The 18,878-nt window shown below is 36.1% G+C and carries 14 protein-coding genes; 10 read left to right on the plus strand and 4 right to left on the minus strand.

Annotated features, from left to right (window positions below):
* The first annotated feature begins 23 nt into the window (after nucleotides 1–23).
* Nucleotides 24–1,289: a M26 family metallopeptidase gene (locus tag BM157_RS06950; RefSeq protein ID WP_022503062.1), complete on the plus strand. Its 1,266-nt coding sequence runs from the start codon at nucleotides 24–26 to the stop codon at nucleotides 1,287–1,289.
* A 118-nt stretch (nucleotides 1,290–1,407) separates the two neighbouring features.
* Nucleotides 1,408–2,736 (plus strand): M18 family aminopeptidase, encoded by a 1,329-nt coding sequence (locus BM157_RS06955; protein WP_055177225.1) that lies wholly within the window; start codon nucleotides 1,408–1,410, stop codon nucleotides 2,734–2,736.
* A 72-nt stretch (nucleotides 2,737–2,808) separates the two neighbouring features.
* Here the strand turns inward: BM157_RS06955 and BM157_RS06960 are convergent, their stop codons facing one another.
* Entirely contained in the window at nucleotides 2,809–3,858 is a 1,050-nt protein-coding gene (locus BM157_RS06960) for a tRNA-dihydrouridine synthase family protein (RefSeq protein ID WP_090140450.1), read from the minus strand.
* Between the two features lie 20 nt (nucleotides 3,859–3,878).
* Nucleotides 3,879–4,670, minus strand: a complete 792-nt coding sequence (locus tag BM157_RS06965) for an SDR family NAD(P)-dependent oxidoreductase (protein WP_090140452.1) — start codon at nucleotides 4,668–4,670, stop codon at nucleotides 3,879–3,881.
* 139 nt (nucleotides 4,671–4,809) lie between these two features.
* Between BM157_RS06965 and BM157_RS06970 the strand changes: the two genes are divergently transcribed.
* From BM157_RS06970 to BM157_RS06990, 5 genes are all read left to right on the plus strand, one after another.
* On the plus strand, nucleotides 4,810–5,355 hold the full coding sequence (locus BM157_RS06970; RefSeq protein WP_090140454.1) for a YcxB family protein: 546 nt from the start codon (nucleotides 4,810–4,812) through the stop codon (nucleotides 5,353–5,355).
* Nucleotides 5,348–5,971, plus strand: coding sequence for a GNAT family N-acetyltransferase (locus BM157_RS06975; RefSeq protein WP_318255850.1), 624 nt, complete (start codon nucleotides 5,348–5,350; stop codon nucleotides 5,969–5,971). The genes BM157_RS06970 and BM157_RS06975 overlap by 8 nt, the downstream gene beginning before the upstream one ends.
* A gap of 215 nt (nucleotides 5,972–6,186) precedes the next feature.
* Entirely contained in the window at nucleotides 6,187–7,563 is a 1,377-nt protein-coding gene (locus BM157_RS06980) for a citrate/2-methylcitrate synthase (protein WP_022503056.1), read from the plus strand.
* A 30-nt stretch (nucleotides 7,564–7,593) separates the two neighbouring features.
* Complete coding sequence (aroA, locus tag BM157_RS06985) at nucleotides 7,594–8,889, plus strand: 3-phosphoshikimate 1-carboxyvinyltransferase (RefSeq protein WP_090140458.1); 1,296 nt, start codon at nucleotides 7,594–7,596, stop codon at nucleotides 8,887–8,889.
* Nucleotides 8,890–9,592: 703 nt separating this feature from the next.
* The gene (locus BM157_RS06990; protein ID WP_318255851.1) at nucleotides 9,593–10,762 is read left to right on the plus strand and encodes a DUF3880 domain-containing protein; all 1,170 of its coding nucleotides are present in this window, start codon (nucleotides 9,593–9,595) and stop codon (nucleotides 10,760–10,762) included.
* A 209-nt stretch (nucleotides 10,763–10,971) separates the two neighbouring features.
* Here BM157_RS06990 and BM157_RS06995 read toward each other — a convergent pair whose 3' ends face one another.
* Entirely contained in the window at nucleotides 10,972–12,462 is a 1,491-nt protein-coding gene (locus BM157_RS06995) for a serine hydrolase domain-containing protein (protein ID WP_090140462.1), read from the minus strand.
* A gap of 313 nt (nucleotides 12,463–12,775) precedes the next feature.
* Between BM157_RS06995 and BM157_RS07000 the strand changes: the two genes are divergently transcribed.
* Nucleotides 12,776–13,942, plus strand: coding sequence for a cation diffusion facilitator family transporter (locus BM157_RS07000; protein WP_318255852.1), 1,167 nt, complete (start codon nucleotides 12,776–12,778; stop codon nucleotides 13,940–13,942).
* A 21-nt stretch (nucleotides 13,943–13,963) separates the two neighbouring features.
* Here BM157_RS07000 and ymfI read toward each other — a convergent pair whose 3' ends face one another.
* A complete protein-coding gene (gene ymfI, locus BM157_RS07005) occupies nucleotides 13,964–14,704 on the minus strand; it encodes an elongation factor P 5-aminopentanone reductase (protein ID WP_090140466.1) in 741 nt (246 codons plus the stop codon).
* 632 nt (nucleotides 14,705–15,336) lie between these two features.
* Here ymfI and hpf point away from each other — a divergent pair.
* Both hpf and secA read left to right on the plus strand, forming a co-directional pair.
* Nucleotides 15,337–15,867 (plus strand): ribosome hibernation-promoting factor, HPF/YfiA family, encoded by a 531-nt coding sequence (gene hpf / locus BM157_RS07010; RefSeq protein WP_022503050.1) that lies wholly within the window; start codon nucleotides 15,337–15,339, stop codon nucleotides 15,865–15,867.
* A gap of 306 nt (nucleotides 15,868–16,173) precedes the next feature.
* The gene (gene secA, locus BM157_RS07015; protein WP_055177274.1) at nucleotides 16,174–18,741 is read left to right on the plus strand and encodes a preprotein translocase subunit SecA; all 2,568 of its coding nucleotides are present in this window, start codon (nucleotides 16,174–16,176) and stop codon (nucleotides 18,739–18,741) included.
* Nucleotides 18,742–18,878 lie beyond the last annotated feature (137 nt).

The following is an 18,878-nucleotide window of genomic DNA, read 5'->3' on the forward strand; positions in this document are numbered from 1 at the left end:
TGTGCGTAGAAATGAGGATATATATGATAACAGGCACAATAAAGAAGAATTGGAAAATGTTAATTACAGTTCTTGCAGCAGTAATAGGCGTACTGGCAGTATATCAGCCAGAAAATGCTGTGTGTTACGCAGCAGATAATGACACATCGGCTATAGAGATAAGAACCTCAAAGGATTTGTTGGAAGCCTCTAAGAATAGTGATGGCAGTTATGTCCTTATGGCTGATATTGATATGTCAGTATTTGGGGTGGACGGCTGGAAGCCTTGGAATTTTAATGGAACATTTGATGGCAATGGACATACACTTTACAATATGGACATTAATACTGTTACAGATGTTACAGAAAAGGCTTATGATGGCAACCTTAAAGAATATGATACTTATTATGCCGGACTTTTTGGGATAACGAAGAATGCGGTTATTAAGGATCTTAATATAAAAGGTGCATATGTAAATATAAGCGAGAATGAGGATGGTAATCGTAATAAAAGCATATTAGCTGCTATATTGGCAGGTTATATGGATAATACGACAATCACAGGCTGTAAAGTGGAAGGTTATGTATCCCTCAAATCAACAGCAGCTATGTGGGGAACTGCGGGTATTGCAGGCTTTGGTAACGGAAATATAAGTGGTTGTGAGGCAGATGTTACACTTGTATGTACAGATGCAGATAAGAATTCTGCTGACAGAGATGAGCAGTTTATGGGTGGTATATATGCCGATGGCTATATCAATGTAAGTGACTGCGTAGTTAATATTGACGGCTATATATCAGAACATGGATATGTTCATTCAGGCGGAATCACAGGACTTTATATATTATATCCAGTTACGGGAAGTTATGTTGCTGATATTGCAGGCAATACAATCAATGGAAAGATAACATTTTTTGAGGATAATACAGACAGACGTGCATATTGCAAGGCTGTTGCCGGTGAAAGAATGAATCTTTATTCAACTTCTGCTGCTAATACAGATAATTTTGTAAGAAATGAGGTGTATGATTATACAGTAGATTTAAAGCCTGACAATTATGTAAGAAAGACATATTCTGTAGATAATCCATATGAGAATGAGCAGAAGCTTGTCAGTTCAGAGGATAACAGTACAGAGAGCAGTGATAATGGACTTATTAAGACAGGAAGCACTAATAATGCTTCGCATAGCAATGTATTAAATATGAGCATGCCAGTAAGGGTTATTGTTATTGTAGTAATGATAGCAGCAGCGGTTGGTATCTATTATTATATAGCAGGAAAGATAAGGAAAAGCAGAAAGAAATAAAAATATCATTAAAGAAGTAAAAAAAATAGCACAAAGAAACAGTACAGGGAAATTCAGAAGAAATAAATAAAAAACAGGCACTGAATAAAAATGTATAGTTGGAATGGAGATGTAAAAAATGCAGTTTACAGATGAACAGTTTAAGAAAGACTCTGAACAGTTGATAGACTTTATATATAAAAGTCCAAGTCCATACCACGTTGTTAATAATATAGCGGCAGTTCTTAATGAAAACGGATTTATACGCTTAAGTGAGGGTAAAGCCTGGAAGATTAATCCGTCAGGACGTTATTATGTAATAAGAGGTGGTTCTTCAATTATAGCTTTTAATATGCCAAAGGCAGAAAGCTATAAGGGTTATAATATAACAGCCAGCCACAGTGATTCTCCATCTTTTAAGATAAAAGAAAATCCAGAGATAACAACAGATAAACATTACATAAGCCTTAATGTAGAGAAATACGGCGGAATGATAATGTCAACATGGCTTGACAGACCATTGTCAGTTGCAGGATATGCAGTAGCAATTGGCAGGTCAGGCATTAAAGAATATCTTGTAAATGCAGATAAGGACCTGCTTGTAATACCTAACCTTGCAATACATATGAATCGTAGTGTCAATGATAACACAAGTCTTAACCCACAGAAGGATATGCTTCCTTTATTTGGTGATATTAATGCCAAGGATAACTTTGATGAGTATATAAAGTCTTGTATACAATCTGAAGACAAGGATAAAGAAAGCGTTGCAGATGAAAGCCTTACAACAGAACTTTTCTTATATAACAGGGAAAAAGGCAGAATATGGGGCTGCAACGATGAATATATATCAGCACCAAGATTAGATGACATACAATGTGCGTATTCATCTTTAATGGCTTATATTAAGGCATTGGGTGAGATTTCAGATGATTATGATAAAGTAAATGTATGCTGTGTATTTAATAATGAAGAAGTCGGAAGTACAACTATGCAGGGAGCAGACTCTACATTTTTATCAGATGTGTTAGAACGAATAAGCATAGCTTATGGTCTGGACAGGGAAAAGTATATGATGGCAATAGCTTCATCATATATGGTATCTGCTGATAATGCACACGCTGTACACCCTAACCACACAGATAAGGCAGACCTGACAAACAGACCATATATGAATGAAGGAATTGTTATTAAATTTAATGGCAATCAGAAATATACGACTGACAGTGTATCTTATGCCATATTCAAGGACATATGTGACAAAAGAAATGTCCCATACCAGACATATGCTAACAGGTCGGATATAGCCGGCGGCTCAACACTTGGCAATATATCTAATTCACACGTATCAGTTAATACTGTCGATATAGGGCTTGCACAGCTTGCAATGCACTCAGCATATGAAACAGCAGGTGTGAAAGATACAACTTATATGATAGAGGCACTGACAGGCGTATTTTTAAGATAGTAATTTAATAGTTTAATAACTGATATATGTAAATATATATTAATCATACAGAATATAATATATATTTTAATGTTAGAATTTTTTGGAAAATAGAATATGTGCAGGCTCAGATAAATGGCAGTTAGTAAAGAATACATTTACAGCATCTTTATAATCGCTCATTTTCTGAGCCTTTTTAATAGCCTTGGCTTCTTTTTTGCAGTCACCAAATGCGTATTCCATATAGCACCACATTTCTTTCATACGGTGGATAGCGTGCTTATCACCTGACATTATCTTAAGGCGTTCTTCATACACATAGTTATGGAGCTTTCGCATATTATCTTTATCCTCTTTAAGGTTTCTTGCATATTCATAAGGATTATCACTTACAAGTACATTGATAAGTCCTGGGTCAGCGACAAGTCCGCGTCCAAGCATTATGCAGTGTGGTAGTGGTGATTTTCCATTTTCATCTGTATAAGCATAATCTTTAAGAAATGCAATATAATCATTTCGAGTAAATATGTCACCATTGTAACATACAGGGTTGCGGCTTTCTTTAATTGCCAGCCTGAAAGCTTCCTTATTAACATCACCACGGTAATAATCAGTTCTTACTCTTGGGTGGATAATTAATTCCTCAAGGCTGAACTTATTATATACTTCAAGAATATTGTACCATTCATCAGGTGATTCAATTCCGATACGTGTCTTTACAGATACTTTTATATTGTTGTCCTGAATGTAATTATCGGACATTATTTCATAAAGTATGCGTTCAAGCCTGTCAGTATCTGCAAGCATTCCTGAGCCTTTTGATTTGGAAACGACTGTTCCAGAGGGACAGCCTGCATTAAGGTTAATTTCATTATATCCGAAGTTATCAAAAAGCATATGGGCTGTCCATATGAAATCCTCTGAATTATTAGTCATTATCTGTGGTATTGAATTGATTAAATTATTATTTCTGTCAATATCACGCATTTCCTTTGCTAGAAATTTTTCTGTCTGGTTAGGTGATATAAATGGCATAAAATATTTGTCAATTTTGCCGTTTCCGAAGAATTCATCGAAGGCATTACGGAACATATAATCCGTAAGTCCCTCCATAGGGGCAAGATATACTTTGGTGTTAGACATATTTCCTCATTTCCTGTACATTACATAATTTTCTTTTTCTGCTGTCTTGCAGTTATGGCAGTAACCATTTGTCTAGGTACACATTTTGCAACAGTTGTGCCAAGCTTCATCATTAGAGTAGGAACAATTGTGACTTTGCCCCGAAACATCTGTCTTAATGCATAAGAAGCGCAGTAAGTGGCTGATATTCCCGGAAGTGCAAAGGTTACATTAGCTACATTATTAAAGTTGGTGTTAACAGGGCCGGGACATAACATACATATGTGAACCCTGCTCTTAGCCTCACGGAGTTCCTCATTAATGGCACTGGTAAGACTTGTCACATAGCTTTTAGTAGCATAATAAGTAGACATATATGGACCTCCCGGAAGAAGTCCTGCACTAGAAGCCACATTCATAATGTAACCACGGTTTCTTTTCTTGAAAGTCTTAACCATATATTTGGTAAGAATATGGGTTGCCTTGATATTTACATTAATCATAGATAATTCTTTATTAAGGCTTGTTTTATCAAAGCTTCCAAGGTCGCCAAATCCAGCGTTATTAATTAAGATATATATATCCTTCTTTGCCAATGTCCTGCCAAGCTTAATGCAGGCATTTTCATCAGATAAATCACAGGTTATTATTTCACATCTTGTAGATAACTGCTGTGAGAGAAGAAGCATTTCTTTAGTATTTCTAGATACAAGGATAAGGTCATAGCCTTTCTTGCTTAAAAGCTTTGCCATTTCACGGCCGATACCAGAGCTTGCACCGGTTATGCAGGCAACGGCACGGCTGGATTTATTGGAATTATTAATATTATTCATATTAAACCTCATTTCTGCGCACAGATTAAAGCATAACAGTTTAGTGTCAGGTGCGCACAGACACGATTACTCCACTTGTAAAATTAAATGGACTGCATTACAATAGAAACATTATAACATAAAACAATAGGAGAGAAGTATGAAAAATCGAACCTTATTTAAACAAGAGTACATTGATGCGGCAATGAGAGCCAGCAATTTTGATAATAATAAGTACAAAATATTTAAAATGATATACAACATCTTCGGACTTTTATTTGGAATGGGCTGTATAAGATATCTTATATTCCAGATTATGGGGAGCGAGGAAGCCGACTGGTTTATGGTAATATTTTATGCGTGTGCTGCGGCTGTATTCCTTTATATAGGAATGATTGGAATGGACAGAAGCAGTAAAAGAAAGTACCATAATATATATTCAAGAATGGTTGGAATTACATTTACATATGATATCGACTCAGAATATATTGTTGTAACCGATGAGGAAGACGACAAGGACACATTCAGCTGGGACGATATAATTAAATGGAATCAGGATACGGAAAATATATATCTTTTTGTGTCTGCTGATGACTGCCTTGTAATTAATAAGGAAGGCTTTGTTGAAGGGACATATAAAGATTTAATCGAACTTGCAACAGCAGTTATGGGACTTAGGGATGATGAGGAGAATATTAATGAATAATATAAGCGTTAGAATTAATAACACAGATACACAGGATAATGCAAATGGTCTTTACATAAGAATATTAGAGGCTGACGAGATTACAGACATATATAATGAACATATAGTAACAGACTTTCCGGCATCAGAGGTTAAGCCTCTTAGTCAGATGTTAAGAAAGAGAGAGCAAGGACAGTATTTTGTATATGGAATGTTTGAGGATAATGGAGAGCTTGCAGGATATGCGTATTTTATAAAATGCAGTAATAAAGATGTATATCTTCTTGATTATCTTGCGATAGTTAAGAATAAGCGTTCAAAGCATTTAGGTTCAACATTTTTACAGGAGTTAAAGAATATTGCAGTAAATGATGACAGGCTCTTAATGTTAGAGGTTGAAAATCCTGACTATGCAGATGAGGGTGCAGCTAAGGATTATATGATTAAGAGAATAGGCTTTTATAAGAAGAATGGAATGAAATTAAGCAATACAAGCTGTTATTTCCTTGGTAATGAATATAGAATATTGTATGCAGGCGATGAAGTAGAAGATGACTATATGGATGAGATAACAGATACTGTATACAGGGATTTCTTCGGAGATCAATTCGTGGATATGAATGTAAGATTTCATTAATAATAATAAGTAAAAGCTTTGATTGAGTTAATAATCTTTTGAAAATGTAATAACACCTTAAAAATAATAAGTGTACTAATTGACAAAATATGATTAGTTATCGCATAATATGACGTATGAATATGTATAATTATTCATATTCTGGCAGGTATATGTCTAGCGCATCAGGCATTTATCAGGCAGGTACTAAAGATTGCGCAGAAAAGAGGATTACAATGAACAATCAGGAAATGATGGAACTAACAACGGTTGATAAAAGTGAATTTGAAGAACTCGTTAAAGAGTGTACAAGATCAGGCTCCATTGACCAGAATTTATATATCGAATATGATGTTAAGAGGGGTCTTCGTGATAGTAATGGTAATGGTGTTCTTACAGGACTTACAGAAATATCTGATGTATGTGGTAATGAGAATGTTCATGGTAGAAAGATACCTGTCGATGGACAGTTATATTTTCAGGGATATAATGTCCAGGATATTATTAAAGGCTCTACAAGAGATAGATTCCGTTTTGAAGAAGCAACTTACCTTCTTTTATTTGGTAATCTTCCTACAGAGAAACAGCTTGACAGTTTCCTTAGAATACTTGCTGATTTACAGGAACTTTCAGGTGCATTTATCAGAGATGTAATTATGAAGGCAACAAGTACTAATCTTATGAATTCACTTATGAAAAGTATCTTAAGCCTTTATTCATATGATGAAAATCCGGATGACATATCAATTCCTAATGTATTAAGGCAGTCGTTACAGCTTATAGCTAAGATGCCTTTGCTTACAGTATATGCGTATCAGTCATACAGACATTTTAAATTAGACGGAACGCTTATGATTAAGAATCCTAGGAAGGGATATTCAACGGCAGAGAATATTCTTTATATGTTAAGAGATGATGGACAGTTCACAGAGCTTGAAGCTAAGGTTCTTGATATCTGTCTTGTACTCCACGCAGAGCATGGTGGTGGTAATAACTCAACATTTACTAACCACGTTGTAACATCATCAGGAACTGATACATATTCAGCTATGGCAGCTTCAATCGCTTCCCTTAAAGGTCCTAAGCATGGTGGTGCTAACCTTAAGGTTCAGGAAATGTTCGCTGATATAAAAGCTAACTGCAAGGATTGGGATAATAAAGAAGAAATCTGTGCATATCTTAATAAAATTCTTGATAAACAAGCATTTGATGGTGCAGGTCTTATATATGGTATGGGTCATGCTGTATACACTAATTCTGACCCAAGAGAAGTTATACTTAAGAGCTTTGCGAAAAATCTTTCTGTTGAAAAGGGAATGGAGAAGGAGTATGCTCTTTATGAGACAGTAGAAAAAGAAGCAGGACAGCTTATTATGAACAAAAGAAAAATGTTCAAGCCGGTATGTGCCAATGTCGATTTCTACAGTGGATTTGTATATTCAATGCTTGGTATTCCAGAAGAAATGTTTACTCCTATGTTCGCAACAGCTCGTATTTCAGGCTGGTGTGCTCATCGTCTTGAAGAGCTTGTCAATGCAGGAAAGATTATTCGTCCTGCTTATAAGTATGTAGGCTGGCATAGGGATTATCCTAAGATGGAAGAACGCAAATAATAATTAGCAATTAAAGAGGTATTAATCAAAATGTCACAATATAAGGTAAGAAAGTTAAATAAGCCAATTAACTGTGTTGTTGAAGTGCCAGGTTCTAAGAGTATTACGAACAGAGCACTTCTTATGGCAGCGTTATCAGATGGGGAGTGCAGACTTAATGGAGTGTTATTCAGCGATGATTCAAGACATTTTCTTTCAAGTCTTATAGCATTAGGTTATGTTATACAGGTAAATGAAGTTGACAAATATGCAATCATAGAAGGACATAGTGGCAATATTCCTAAGAAAGAGGGCGTTATCAATGTAGGCAGTGCAGGAACAGCAGCAAGATTTCTTACGGCAATGTTAGCTTTTTCTGATGGACAGTATACAATAGAAAGTTCTGAGCAGATGAAGAAAAGACCAATGCTTCCTTTATTTAATGCACTTGAAGATATGGGAGCACATTTTGAGTTCCTTGAAAAAAACGGACATCTTCCAGTAAAGGTAACAGGTGCAGCTTTTGGCGGTAATAAGCCTAAGGCAGAGGTATCAATTGACATAAGTGAGAGTACACAGTTCTTAAGTGCACTTATGATGACAGCACCAATGCTTGACAGTGGTCTTAAGATTAATATTACAAGCAAGAAGACAGATGGCTCATATATAAGAATAACATCTAATATGATGAAGCAGTTCGGCTGTGAGGTTGTACACGAAGGGGCTGTATATCAGATACCTGCTGATGACAATTATGTTGCAGGTACATATCAGATTGAACCTGATGTGTCAGCAGCCTGCTATTTCTATGCGGCAGCAGCACTTACAGGTGGTTATGCCCTTGTTAAGAATGTAAGATATACTTCAATGCAGGGTGATATGAAGTTCCTTGAGGTGTTAAAGCAGTTAGGCTGTAAAGTTGAGGAAGAGCATGAAGGAATAAGTGTTACAGGTCCTGCTAATGGTGAATACAATGGCGTAGACGTAGATATGAATGACTTCTCAGACCAGACAATGACACTTGCGGCAATTGCTCCATTTGCAAAGACACCAACAATTATAAGAAATATTGAACATATAAGACTTCAGGAGTCAGATAGAATAGAGGCTATTGCTAATGAACTTAACAGCCTCTGCATAGATATTAAGAAGGGAAGAGACAGAATAGAAATTCTTCCAGGACATGTTAAACCAGGCGTTGTAAAGACATACTCCGATCATAGAATGGCTATGGCATTTGCACTTATCGGGCTCAGAGTGGATGGCATTATAATTGATGATTATGAGTGTTGTGCGAAGACCTTTGAGGATTATTTTCAGGTGCTTGACAGGGCTACACGAGAGTAATGCGAGAGGGGGCAGCTTTTGGTTAGTCGGATTTCGGACGATATAAGGCACGATATTAAGGTGTTAAGCTGGAGGTTATGGATTAGCCGGACTATATAAGGCTCGAAAAAAGGGAGGGCTGCTGGGATAAGGTGATGGTCAGGTAAACAGATTGGATATTTCTAAGATTTTCTGTGAAGGTTGTTGATAGGGACACAGCCGTTCAGACGAAACATCCGTGTTTCGTATTCGCTCACTCGTACATCCTTGTACGAGTGCTGTTGGACGTAGAGGGAAAGCCTAAGAAATATCACAATATGTTTAAAGGACCACCTCCTCACCCCAGCCACCCTCCCTTGATTTTTTTCGTTCCTTATATCTGGGTACTGCTTAATTTACACACGTTGATAAGTCCTACTTAGCCGAGAGAACAACAGCCCCACTCCACGAAATAAATTACGGCAAGCACTTACAAAACTTCCGGCTGGCAATCGCAGTTGTGTGGCATTAATATATTGCAAGCTGGGTACTGTTGAAGCCGCCGGCACTTAGCGGCTGTCCTTTAGCCGCTTAGTGTCCGCTGCGGCTTCAAGTAGCGGGAGCGTGCCCAGCGGTAATATATTAATGCCGCACAACGTCCGTCCACCACCGCCACCACAAAAGTTTTGTAAAGTACTCCCACAAATTAAAAGAAAAGCAGGTGACCCCCAATTTGAAAATCCTAATGTACAAATGGAAAGTATACAATCAAAGCGATGTAGCCGAAGCGTTTGAATATTTCGGATATACCGTTGATATGTATGAAGAAAAGCCTGTCAACAGTAACAGTATCACAGGCTATAAAGAACACGATATGAAAGAGATATCAGATGTGATTTCAGAATATGATATAGTATTTTCTCTTAACTACTTTCCGCATATATCAGATGTATGTGAAAAGCTTGGAAAGAAGTATATTGCATGGACAGTAGACAGTCCACTTATATCTCTTTATCACCAGTCTGTATTTAATTCGTGTAATTATATATTTATATTTGATAAGTTTTTTTATTATGAATTAAAGCAGATGGGTGTCCGAAATGTATACTATCTTCCGCTTGCTGTTAATACAGAAAGGCTTGATAAGCTGATTGGTCAGCAGAGCAAAGAAGACCGGCAGAGGTTTGCAGCTGATGTTTCATTCGTTGGAAGTATGTACCATAAGAATTCTTATGATGATATTAAAGATAAACTGCCGCCATATATGAAGGGGTATTTTGATGCGGCAATGCTTGCACAGCTTAATATATATGGGGATAACATAATAGACGATTTGCTGACAGTAGATATATTAAAGGAATTGTCGGAGATAATAGATTTCAGGCAGGGGGACAGGGCATTTTCTGATATACGGCTTGTGTTTGAGTCTACATTTCTGGGCTTTAAGCTTGCTAATATAGAACGTGTAAGTACGCTTAACAGGTTGTCAAAGACGTTAAGGGGTCATAATACTGCCGTGTATACAGACACGATTGATAGTAAGCTGGAAGGAGTTGACTACAGGGGTGCAGTAGCTTATATGACACATATGCCGCTTGTATTTAACAATTCGAGAATTAATCTTAATATGACAATAAGAAATATAAGGACGGGTATACCATTAAGAGTGTGGGATATATTAGGAGCAGGAGGTTTTCTGCTTACGAATTTTCAGGTGGAACTCCCGGATTATTTTGAAAATGGAAAAGATATCGTGTACTATGAGGACATTAATGACTGCTGCCGTAAAGCTGAATATTATCTGGCACACGAAGATGAGTGCAGACAGATTGCACTTAACGGCTATAACATAGTTAAACAAAGGCACAGTTATACACAGAGAATTGCCACAATTCTTGATATAGTAAATTATTAATAAAATGTGATTATCACGATTGCGGTAAGGCGTGAGTATTATCATTATAATATGATGTGATAGTTAAAAAGAAATATCGCCACTGGTATTATAATAATTAAAGATTGTAATAAGAATGACATAGAAGCAGTGAACTAATAAATCACTGCCGCTATGTCATTTTATTATATGATTCGTTAGTTATGTTACTGTAATAATATTCAATCAGGTTACTGTAGGCTTCTGATTGCACCAAACACACCATTGAATTCATTGAAAAATGTTTCTTCATATTTCTTTAAGAATACAGAAGCATAATTATCCTTATAAGATAAAGATATATAGAGGTTGCCAATAGCAGAGTCTATAATCTGTATTTTAATAAGAAGGTTATTGTCACATTTCCAAACAGCAGAAGCAGCACATCTGAAATTGTATATAGGAAATTCAGATACGATGTTATAACCAAATCCAAAGTCAATGCTATGTGTGCCTGTTTCGTTAGTATAGGTTATTGTTCCCCATTTTCTGGTAGTGTTATTAGTGTCCGTGCTGGCATTGTCTGCATTATGAATTGTAACTTTTACAGCGGTCATGTTACATACATTTTCATCACATACATATGTAACATTATTGATTAAATTCTCATATGAGGAAGCCGTGCTGTCCTTAAGGCAGAACAATTCACGGCTGTTAATAAAGGTATTGTATTCTGCAAGCTGTGCATCAGTTTCGTTATTAACAGATGTTTCGTCATCGATTTTATTATAGATTTCTTCCCAGAAGGCATCATATATGCACTGTACGCCGCCTTGACGTCCAAGGGTATCAGCGGTTGTTACCATATAGATGTCCTTATCAGGAACATAAAGCGCAAGCTGTCCCGCCATACCATAGAGGGCATATCCGCCGTTGCGTGTGATCCATATCTGATAACCATAACCCTGCATTTCCTCCAAGGTACCGCTCTTTCCATAAGGATCGCTCTGCTTCATTCTTGCGGCTTTGATGTAATCTGCTGGAATAAGCTGCTTGTCGTTGTATACACCATCTTTAGATATAAGATAGATTATTTTAAGCATATCAACAGGTCTTGCACATATTCCAGAACCGCCCATAGGAATTCCACAAGGGTCAGGAAGAATAAATGTATCTTCAGAAAATCCCAGTTCATTAAGGAACTTTTCTTTAAGATAGTCAATAAGTCTCATTCCAGATAATCTTTCAATAAGAGCACCAAGAACGTGAGTTGATGAAGTGTCATAAGAGAATTGTGTGCCAGGTGCGTGAACAGGCTTGACTGTAAAGAATGAGCCCACCCAGTCGGTTGTGCCAGCAGTTTTATAAGTGGTGCTGTCGTGGCACGTTCTCATAGTAAGCATATCCCTTATAGTAAGCATTTTCATATAATCATAAGCTCCATTTTGGGGAAGTTTATCTTTAAAATAATCAACAATATGGTCATCTAATGATAACTTGTGTTCGCCATACAGACAGCCAATGCCCAAAGATACTAAAGACTTTGTCATAGAAAACATACGGTGAAGTGAATTGTTGTCGTAAGGCTTGTAATAGCTTTCCATACATATATTGTTTCCACGCATAATTATAAGGCTGTGCATAGGAATATCCTGATTTTCAAGACGTTTTGCATAATTAATAAGATTGTGGTAGTCGATATTACATTCGCTTGGTTTAACATAATTAAATTTAGTCTGCATAATTAAATCCTCCGTTGGTTAATTATTTTACAAGTGTTCGTTCATTAATAAGCTTAATATAATATATATTACAATACAAATATGAGAGTGTCAAAAATGTATCAGCTGTCTATATGATAATATAATTTTTCAAAATTTAACTTCAAAAATGTATTCAAATCATATATAATGTAAGGAATTATTGAGGTATAGAATGTAGTATAAATTCACAGGAAGGATAGTAATATTAAGAAAATGTAATAGTATACGGATTATTATTGTTTAAATTGTTATTTAAGTTATTATGTGGATTTATAAAAAAGGGGGAACAGAGTTGATTAACGTATTATGCAGAATATTTGTTAAGAATTATAAAGATACGAAAAATCCCAAAGTAAGGCTGGAGTATGGAATATTTGCAGGAATTGTTGGAATTATATGTAATATTGTACTGTTTCTTACAAAGCTTACGGCTGGATTTCTTACATCATCATTGTCAATTATGGCAGATGCAATTAATAACTTATCAGATGCAGGTTCATCAATAGTAACACTTGCGGGCTTTAAGCTTGCATCCAAGCCGGCGGACTCGGAACATCCATATGGGCACGGAAGAATAGAGTATATATCAGGCTTTATTGTATCAATGCTCATTATTGTAATGGGTGTTGAGCTGTTAAGAAGCTCAGTTGAGAAAATATTCAATCCACAGCCTCTGGAATTCAGCTTTATTTCAATTATAATACTGATTTTTTCTATTCTTTTAAAAATGTGGATGGCTAAATTTAACAAACGGCTTGGAGATAAAGTAGATTCTGCGGCAATGAAAGCCACAGCAACAGACAGCTTATCAGATTGCATAAGCACTACCGTTGTATTGTTAGGCGTGCTTATTACACAGTTTTCCAATGTAGATATCGATGGCTATGCAGGAGCGTTTGTCGCATTATTTGTAATAATAGCAGGATTTAAAGCAGCTAAAGAAACGCTTTCGCCACTTCTTGGCCAGCCGCCATCAAAGGAATTTGTAAAGGAGCTGGAAAGATTAATATTAGAGGACGAACATATCATAGGTGTCCACGATTTAATCGTTCATAATTATGGACCGGGAAGAGTATTCGTATCAGTACACGCAGAAGTTCCGGCAGATATGGATATTCTTGTGGCACACGACTGTGTGGATATGGCAGAACGCCGCATAGAAAAACGAATGGGTTGTTTTATAAGCATACATATGGATCCTGTAATAACAGATGATGAGGTTATTAATGAACAGAAAGCGGTTGTTCAGGAGATAATTGATGATATATCACCGGATATAAGCATGCATGATTTCAGAACAATAAAAGGACCACATATAACTAATCTTATATTTGATGTGTTAGTTCCATTTGGATTTGATATGAAAGACGATGAGATAGTTAGCAGGATAAAAGATGCACTCCGCGATAAGCACGAGAACTGGAGAGCAGTAATACAGGTTGATAAGAAAATGTTCTGAAATTAATGATGGAGACTGGGATTATATCCAGCCTCCATCATATTGTATTATCTGTCCGGTAAGGTAGTTGTCGGAGTTTAAAATAAGCTTTGCAAGATTGGCAACCCCATAAGGTGAGCCAAGTGTTCCACAAGGAATTTCTTCTGCTAATTCTTGAAGCTCCTCAGGGCTTAAATGTCCATTCATCTCAGTGTCTATAGCTCCACAGGCTATTGCATTAACCTGTATGTTACTTGGCGCAAGTTCTTTAGCTAAAGCTTTGGTAAAAGAATTGATTGCCCCCTTGGTAGCAGAGTAGGCGACTTCACAGCTTGCACCATACAAGCCCCACACTGATGATATGTTGATGATTTTTCCGCAATGACGTCTTAACATATCCTGCACTGCAAAATGGCAGCAGTTGTATACAGAATTGAGATTGACAGACATTATATTATTCCACATATCAGGTGTCATATCCTGAAATAGTCCTATAGATGCAATTCCTGCATTATTAATAAGAACATTTACTTTTCCATAAATGCTTATGGCAAGGTCAAACATTTCATTAACTGTTGAATAATTGCTGACGTCCCCGACAAAGGTTTCACATAATGCTCCCTTTTTAATAATTTCTTCTTTGACAAGTTCAAGCCTGCCAGCACTTTTGGAACAATTGATAATAAGTGCTGTATCAGGTGCTGCTAGGCTTAAAGCAATAGCTTTGCCAATTCCGCGTGAAGCACCGGTTACCACTATGACAGTGGATACATTAGTTTCCATAATAAATCCTCATTTCTATGAATGATTTTTGCACACATCAGCACTTATTGTGTCAGAATAATCTGATATTTAAACATAATAATGCAAATGTGAGCATATACTATATTTATCATTCTATATCAAAAAAATACATTGGGCAAGCTTGACATTTAATGATTTGTGCATACTTACTAAATTTGTAAATGCTTACAAAAAACTCAGAAAGTTATTCGACACAAATTGACAGATAATCAAGAAGTTATCCACAGATAAAAAGTGTGGAATTGCTTAGAAAAATAGTTATACACCGAGTTATCCACATTATCCACAATTTGATATGGGGATAAACACTGTGGATTATATCGTGGATAATAGAATAAATGTTTTGTTCAATTATACAAAATTTAAAATTGTTAAAAAAATACCAGTATTAGTGCTTGACATTTGAAATGCCAGTATTACAGGGGGTTCACGGCTCTTTGACTACTAAATTAATAAAATATCTGTAAATTGTGTGAACTTACTTGTCTAAATGTGAAATTGTGTTATAATAACATTATCAAAAGTCGTGAAGCACAATGAAGCACAATTGAATTGGCAACATTCCTTGATCAGGCAACACGATAATAAAGTGATAGAAGGAGTTGGACATCATGCGTTTTATTATTACAGGAAGAAATATTGATGTAACAGATGGTTTAAGATCAGCAGTGGAGGAAAAGTTAGGTAAGCTGGATAGATTTTTTGCACCAGAGACAGAAGTCAATGTAACATTAAGTGTTGAGAAAGAAAGGCAGAAGATAGAAGTTACAATACCTGTTAAAGGTAACATTATAAGAAGTGAACAGGTAAGCAGTGATATGTATGTGTCTATAGATCTTGTTGAGGAAGTAATTGAGAGACAGTTAAAGAAGTATAAGAACAAGATTGTAGATAAGCATCATAATGAAGCCGCATTTGCTAAGGAATATGTAGAGAATGAATATGAGCCAACAGATGAGGTTAAGATTATAAGAACTAAGAGATTTGGTATCAAACCAATGGATCCTGAAGAGGCATGTGTCCAGATGGAATTATTAGGTCATAATTTCTATGTATTCTTCAACTCAGAGACAGAAGAAGTTAATGTTGTATACAAGAGAAAAGGCAATACATATGGTCTTATAGAGCCAGAACTTGACTAATTATAATGCAGCTGATTATGAATTATAGTTGATTTATATAATTATATTCAAGTCTTTATGGTGTGATTAATGAATTATATGTAATGTATTATATTAGATATAGTTGATGAATTTACATTAATTATAAGGTATAAGTTTATAGTAATTTAATTAATTAAAGATTATCTAAAAGAAGTGCAGTATCTTAGTATATCTGCACTTCTTTCTTGTTATGGGTGATGCTTGCCTAATTATATAAATGGTGATACAATTACAATAATTTCAGCTTTTCGTAGTGTGGAAAAGGTAAAGTAAGGAGAGTATGTAATGGGTTTAGTTCAGAAAATATTCGGAACACATAGTCAACATGAGTTAAAGAGAATTTATCCTATTGCTGATAAAGTAGAAAGCTATAGGGAAGAATATGGTAAGTTAAGCGATGAACAGCTTAAAGGAAAGACTAAAGAATTCAAGGAAAGATTATCTAAAGGCGAGACTTTGAATGATTTGCTTCCGGAAGCATATGCAACTGTAAGAGAAGCTGCCAAGAGAGTTCTTGGGATGGAACATTACAGAGTACAGATTATCGGTGGTATTATTCTTCATCAGGGACGTATTGCAGAGATGCGTACAGGTGAAGGTAAGACACTTGTATGTACACTTCCGGCATATCTTAATGCACTTGAAGAAAAGGGAGTATTAGTAGTTACAGTTAATGATTATCTTGCTAAGCGTGATGCTGAATGGATGGGACAGGTACACAATTTCCTTGGACTTTCAGTAGGTATAGTTCTTCACGATATGAAAGATGATGAAAGAAGAGCGGCATATGCAAGTGATATTACATATGTTACTAATAATGAACTTGGATTTGATTATCTTAGGGATAATATGGCTATATATAAGGAGCAGCTTGTACTCCGTGACCTTCATTACTGTATTATCGATGAGGTCGATTCAGTACTTATTGATGAGGCACGTACACCTCTTATTATTTCAGGACAGAGCGGCAAGTCAACTAAGTTATATGAACTTTGTGATGTACTTGCAAGACAGCTTGTAAAGGGTACTTACCATGGTGAACGTACTAAGATGCAGGTTATGATGCAGGAAGAGATAGAGGAAGATGGTGACTTTATCGTTAATGAGAAGGATAAGGTTGTTAATCTTACAGAACAGGGTGTCCATAAGGTTGAACAGTTCTTCCATATTGATAACTATGCTGATATTGAGAACCTTGAAATACAGCACAATGTAACACTTGCATTAAGAGCACATTATCTTATGTTCAGGGATAAGGATTATGTTGTCAAAGATGATGAAGTTCTTATTGTAGATGAATTTACAGGACGTATTATGCCAGGACGTCGTTATTCAGATGGTCTTCATCAGGCTATTGAAGCTAAGGAACACGTTAAGGTTAAGAGAGAGAGTAAGACACTTGCAACTATTACATTCCAGAATTTCTTTAATAAGTTTGATAAGAAAGCTGGTATGACAGGTACTGCTCTTACAGAAGAGAAGGAATTCAGGGGAATATACAATATGGACGTTGTAGAAGTCCCTACTAATAAGCCAATAGCAAGAATTGACCATAATGATGCTGTATTTAAGACTATGAAGGGCAAGTTCAATGCTGTTGTAGAAGAAGTTGTTGCGGCACACGAAAAAGGACAGCCTGTACTTGTTGGTACAATAACAATTGATACATCAGAACTTTTAAGTGAAATGCTTAGAAAAAGAGGAATACCTCATAATGTACTTAATGCCAAGTATCACGAGCTTGAGGCTCAGATTGTAGCCGATGCAGGTAAGCACGGAGCTGTAACAATAGCTACTAATATGGCAGGACGTGGTACTGATATTAAGCTTGATGAGGAAGCAAGAGCGGCAGGAGGACTTAAGATTATTGGTACAGAAAGACACGAGTCAAGACGAATTGATAATCAGTTAAGAGGTCGTGCAGGTCGTCAGGGTGACCCAGGTGAATCAAGATTTTATATATCTCTTGAAGATAATCTTATGAGATTATTCGCTCAGGAGACTCTTATGAATACATTTAACAGATTAGGTGTTGGTGAGAATGACCAGATTGAGCATAAGTTGTTAAGTAATGCTATTGAGACAGCACAGAAGAAGATTGAGACTAACAACTACGGAATAAGATTACATTTGCTTGAATATGATCAGGTAATGAATGAACAGAGAGAGATTATGTACGCCGAGAGAAAGAGAGTTCTTAATGGCGAGAGTATGCGTAACTCAATTATGAAGATGATAACTGATTTCGTTGAGGGCGTTGTTAATAGAAGTGTCAGCGAAGATAAGAGTGCTGATGAGTGGAATTATGATGAGATTAACGAGCTTTTACTTCCAACTATACCTATAGCACCAGTTGCGTATGATGAGAATATAAAGAACAAGAATGAACTTATTCATGCATTGAAAGAGAAAGCTGTTAAATTCTATGAAGATAAGGAAGCTTTATTCCCAGAACCAGAGACAATAAGAGAGATTGAACGAGTTGTTCTTCTTAAGGTTATTGATAGAAAATGGATGGATCATATTGATGATATGGATCAGCTTAAGCAGGGAATTGGACTTCAGGCATATGGACAGAAAGATCCTGTTGTACAGTATAAGATGATGGGATATGATATGTTTGATGAGATGACAAGAGCTATTACAGAAGATACAGTAAGACTTCTTATGCACATTCAGGTAGAAGAAAAGGTTGAAAGAGAGCAGGTAGCTAAAGTTACAGGCACTAACAAAGACGAAGGACCTTCTGTAAAAGGACCTGTAAGACGTACAGATAAGAAGATTTATCCTAATGACCTCTGCCCTTGTGGAAGTGGGAAGAAGTATAAGAATTGTTGTGGACGTCAGGCATAATGTCCGGGAAGTGATATAGTAATTTATAGATTATAATATTTGACGGATTGGGGCTGTCACACTATGCGAATATGACATTTTGTGGTATTATAATATGATGTAAGTGTTAATATATTATGTTAATATATTAAAAGAGT

Origin of the sequence: [Lactobacillus] rogosae, from assembly GCA_900112995.1 — a bacterium.
GTDB lineage: Bacteria > Bacillota > Clostridia > Lachnospirales > Lachnospiraceae > Lachnospira > Lachnospira rogosae.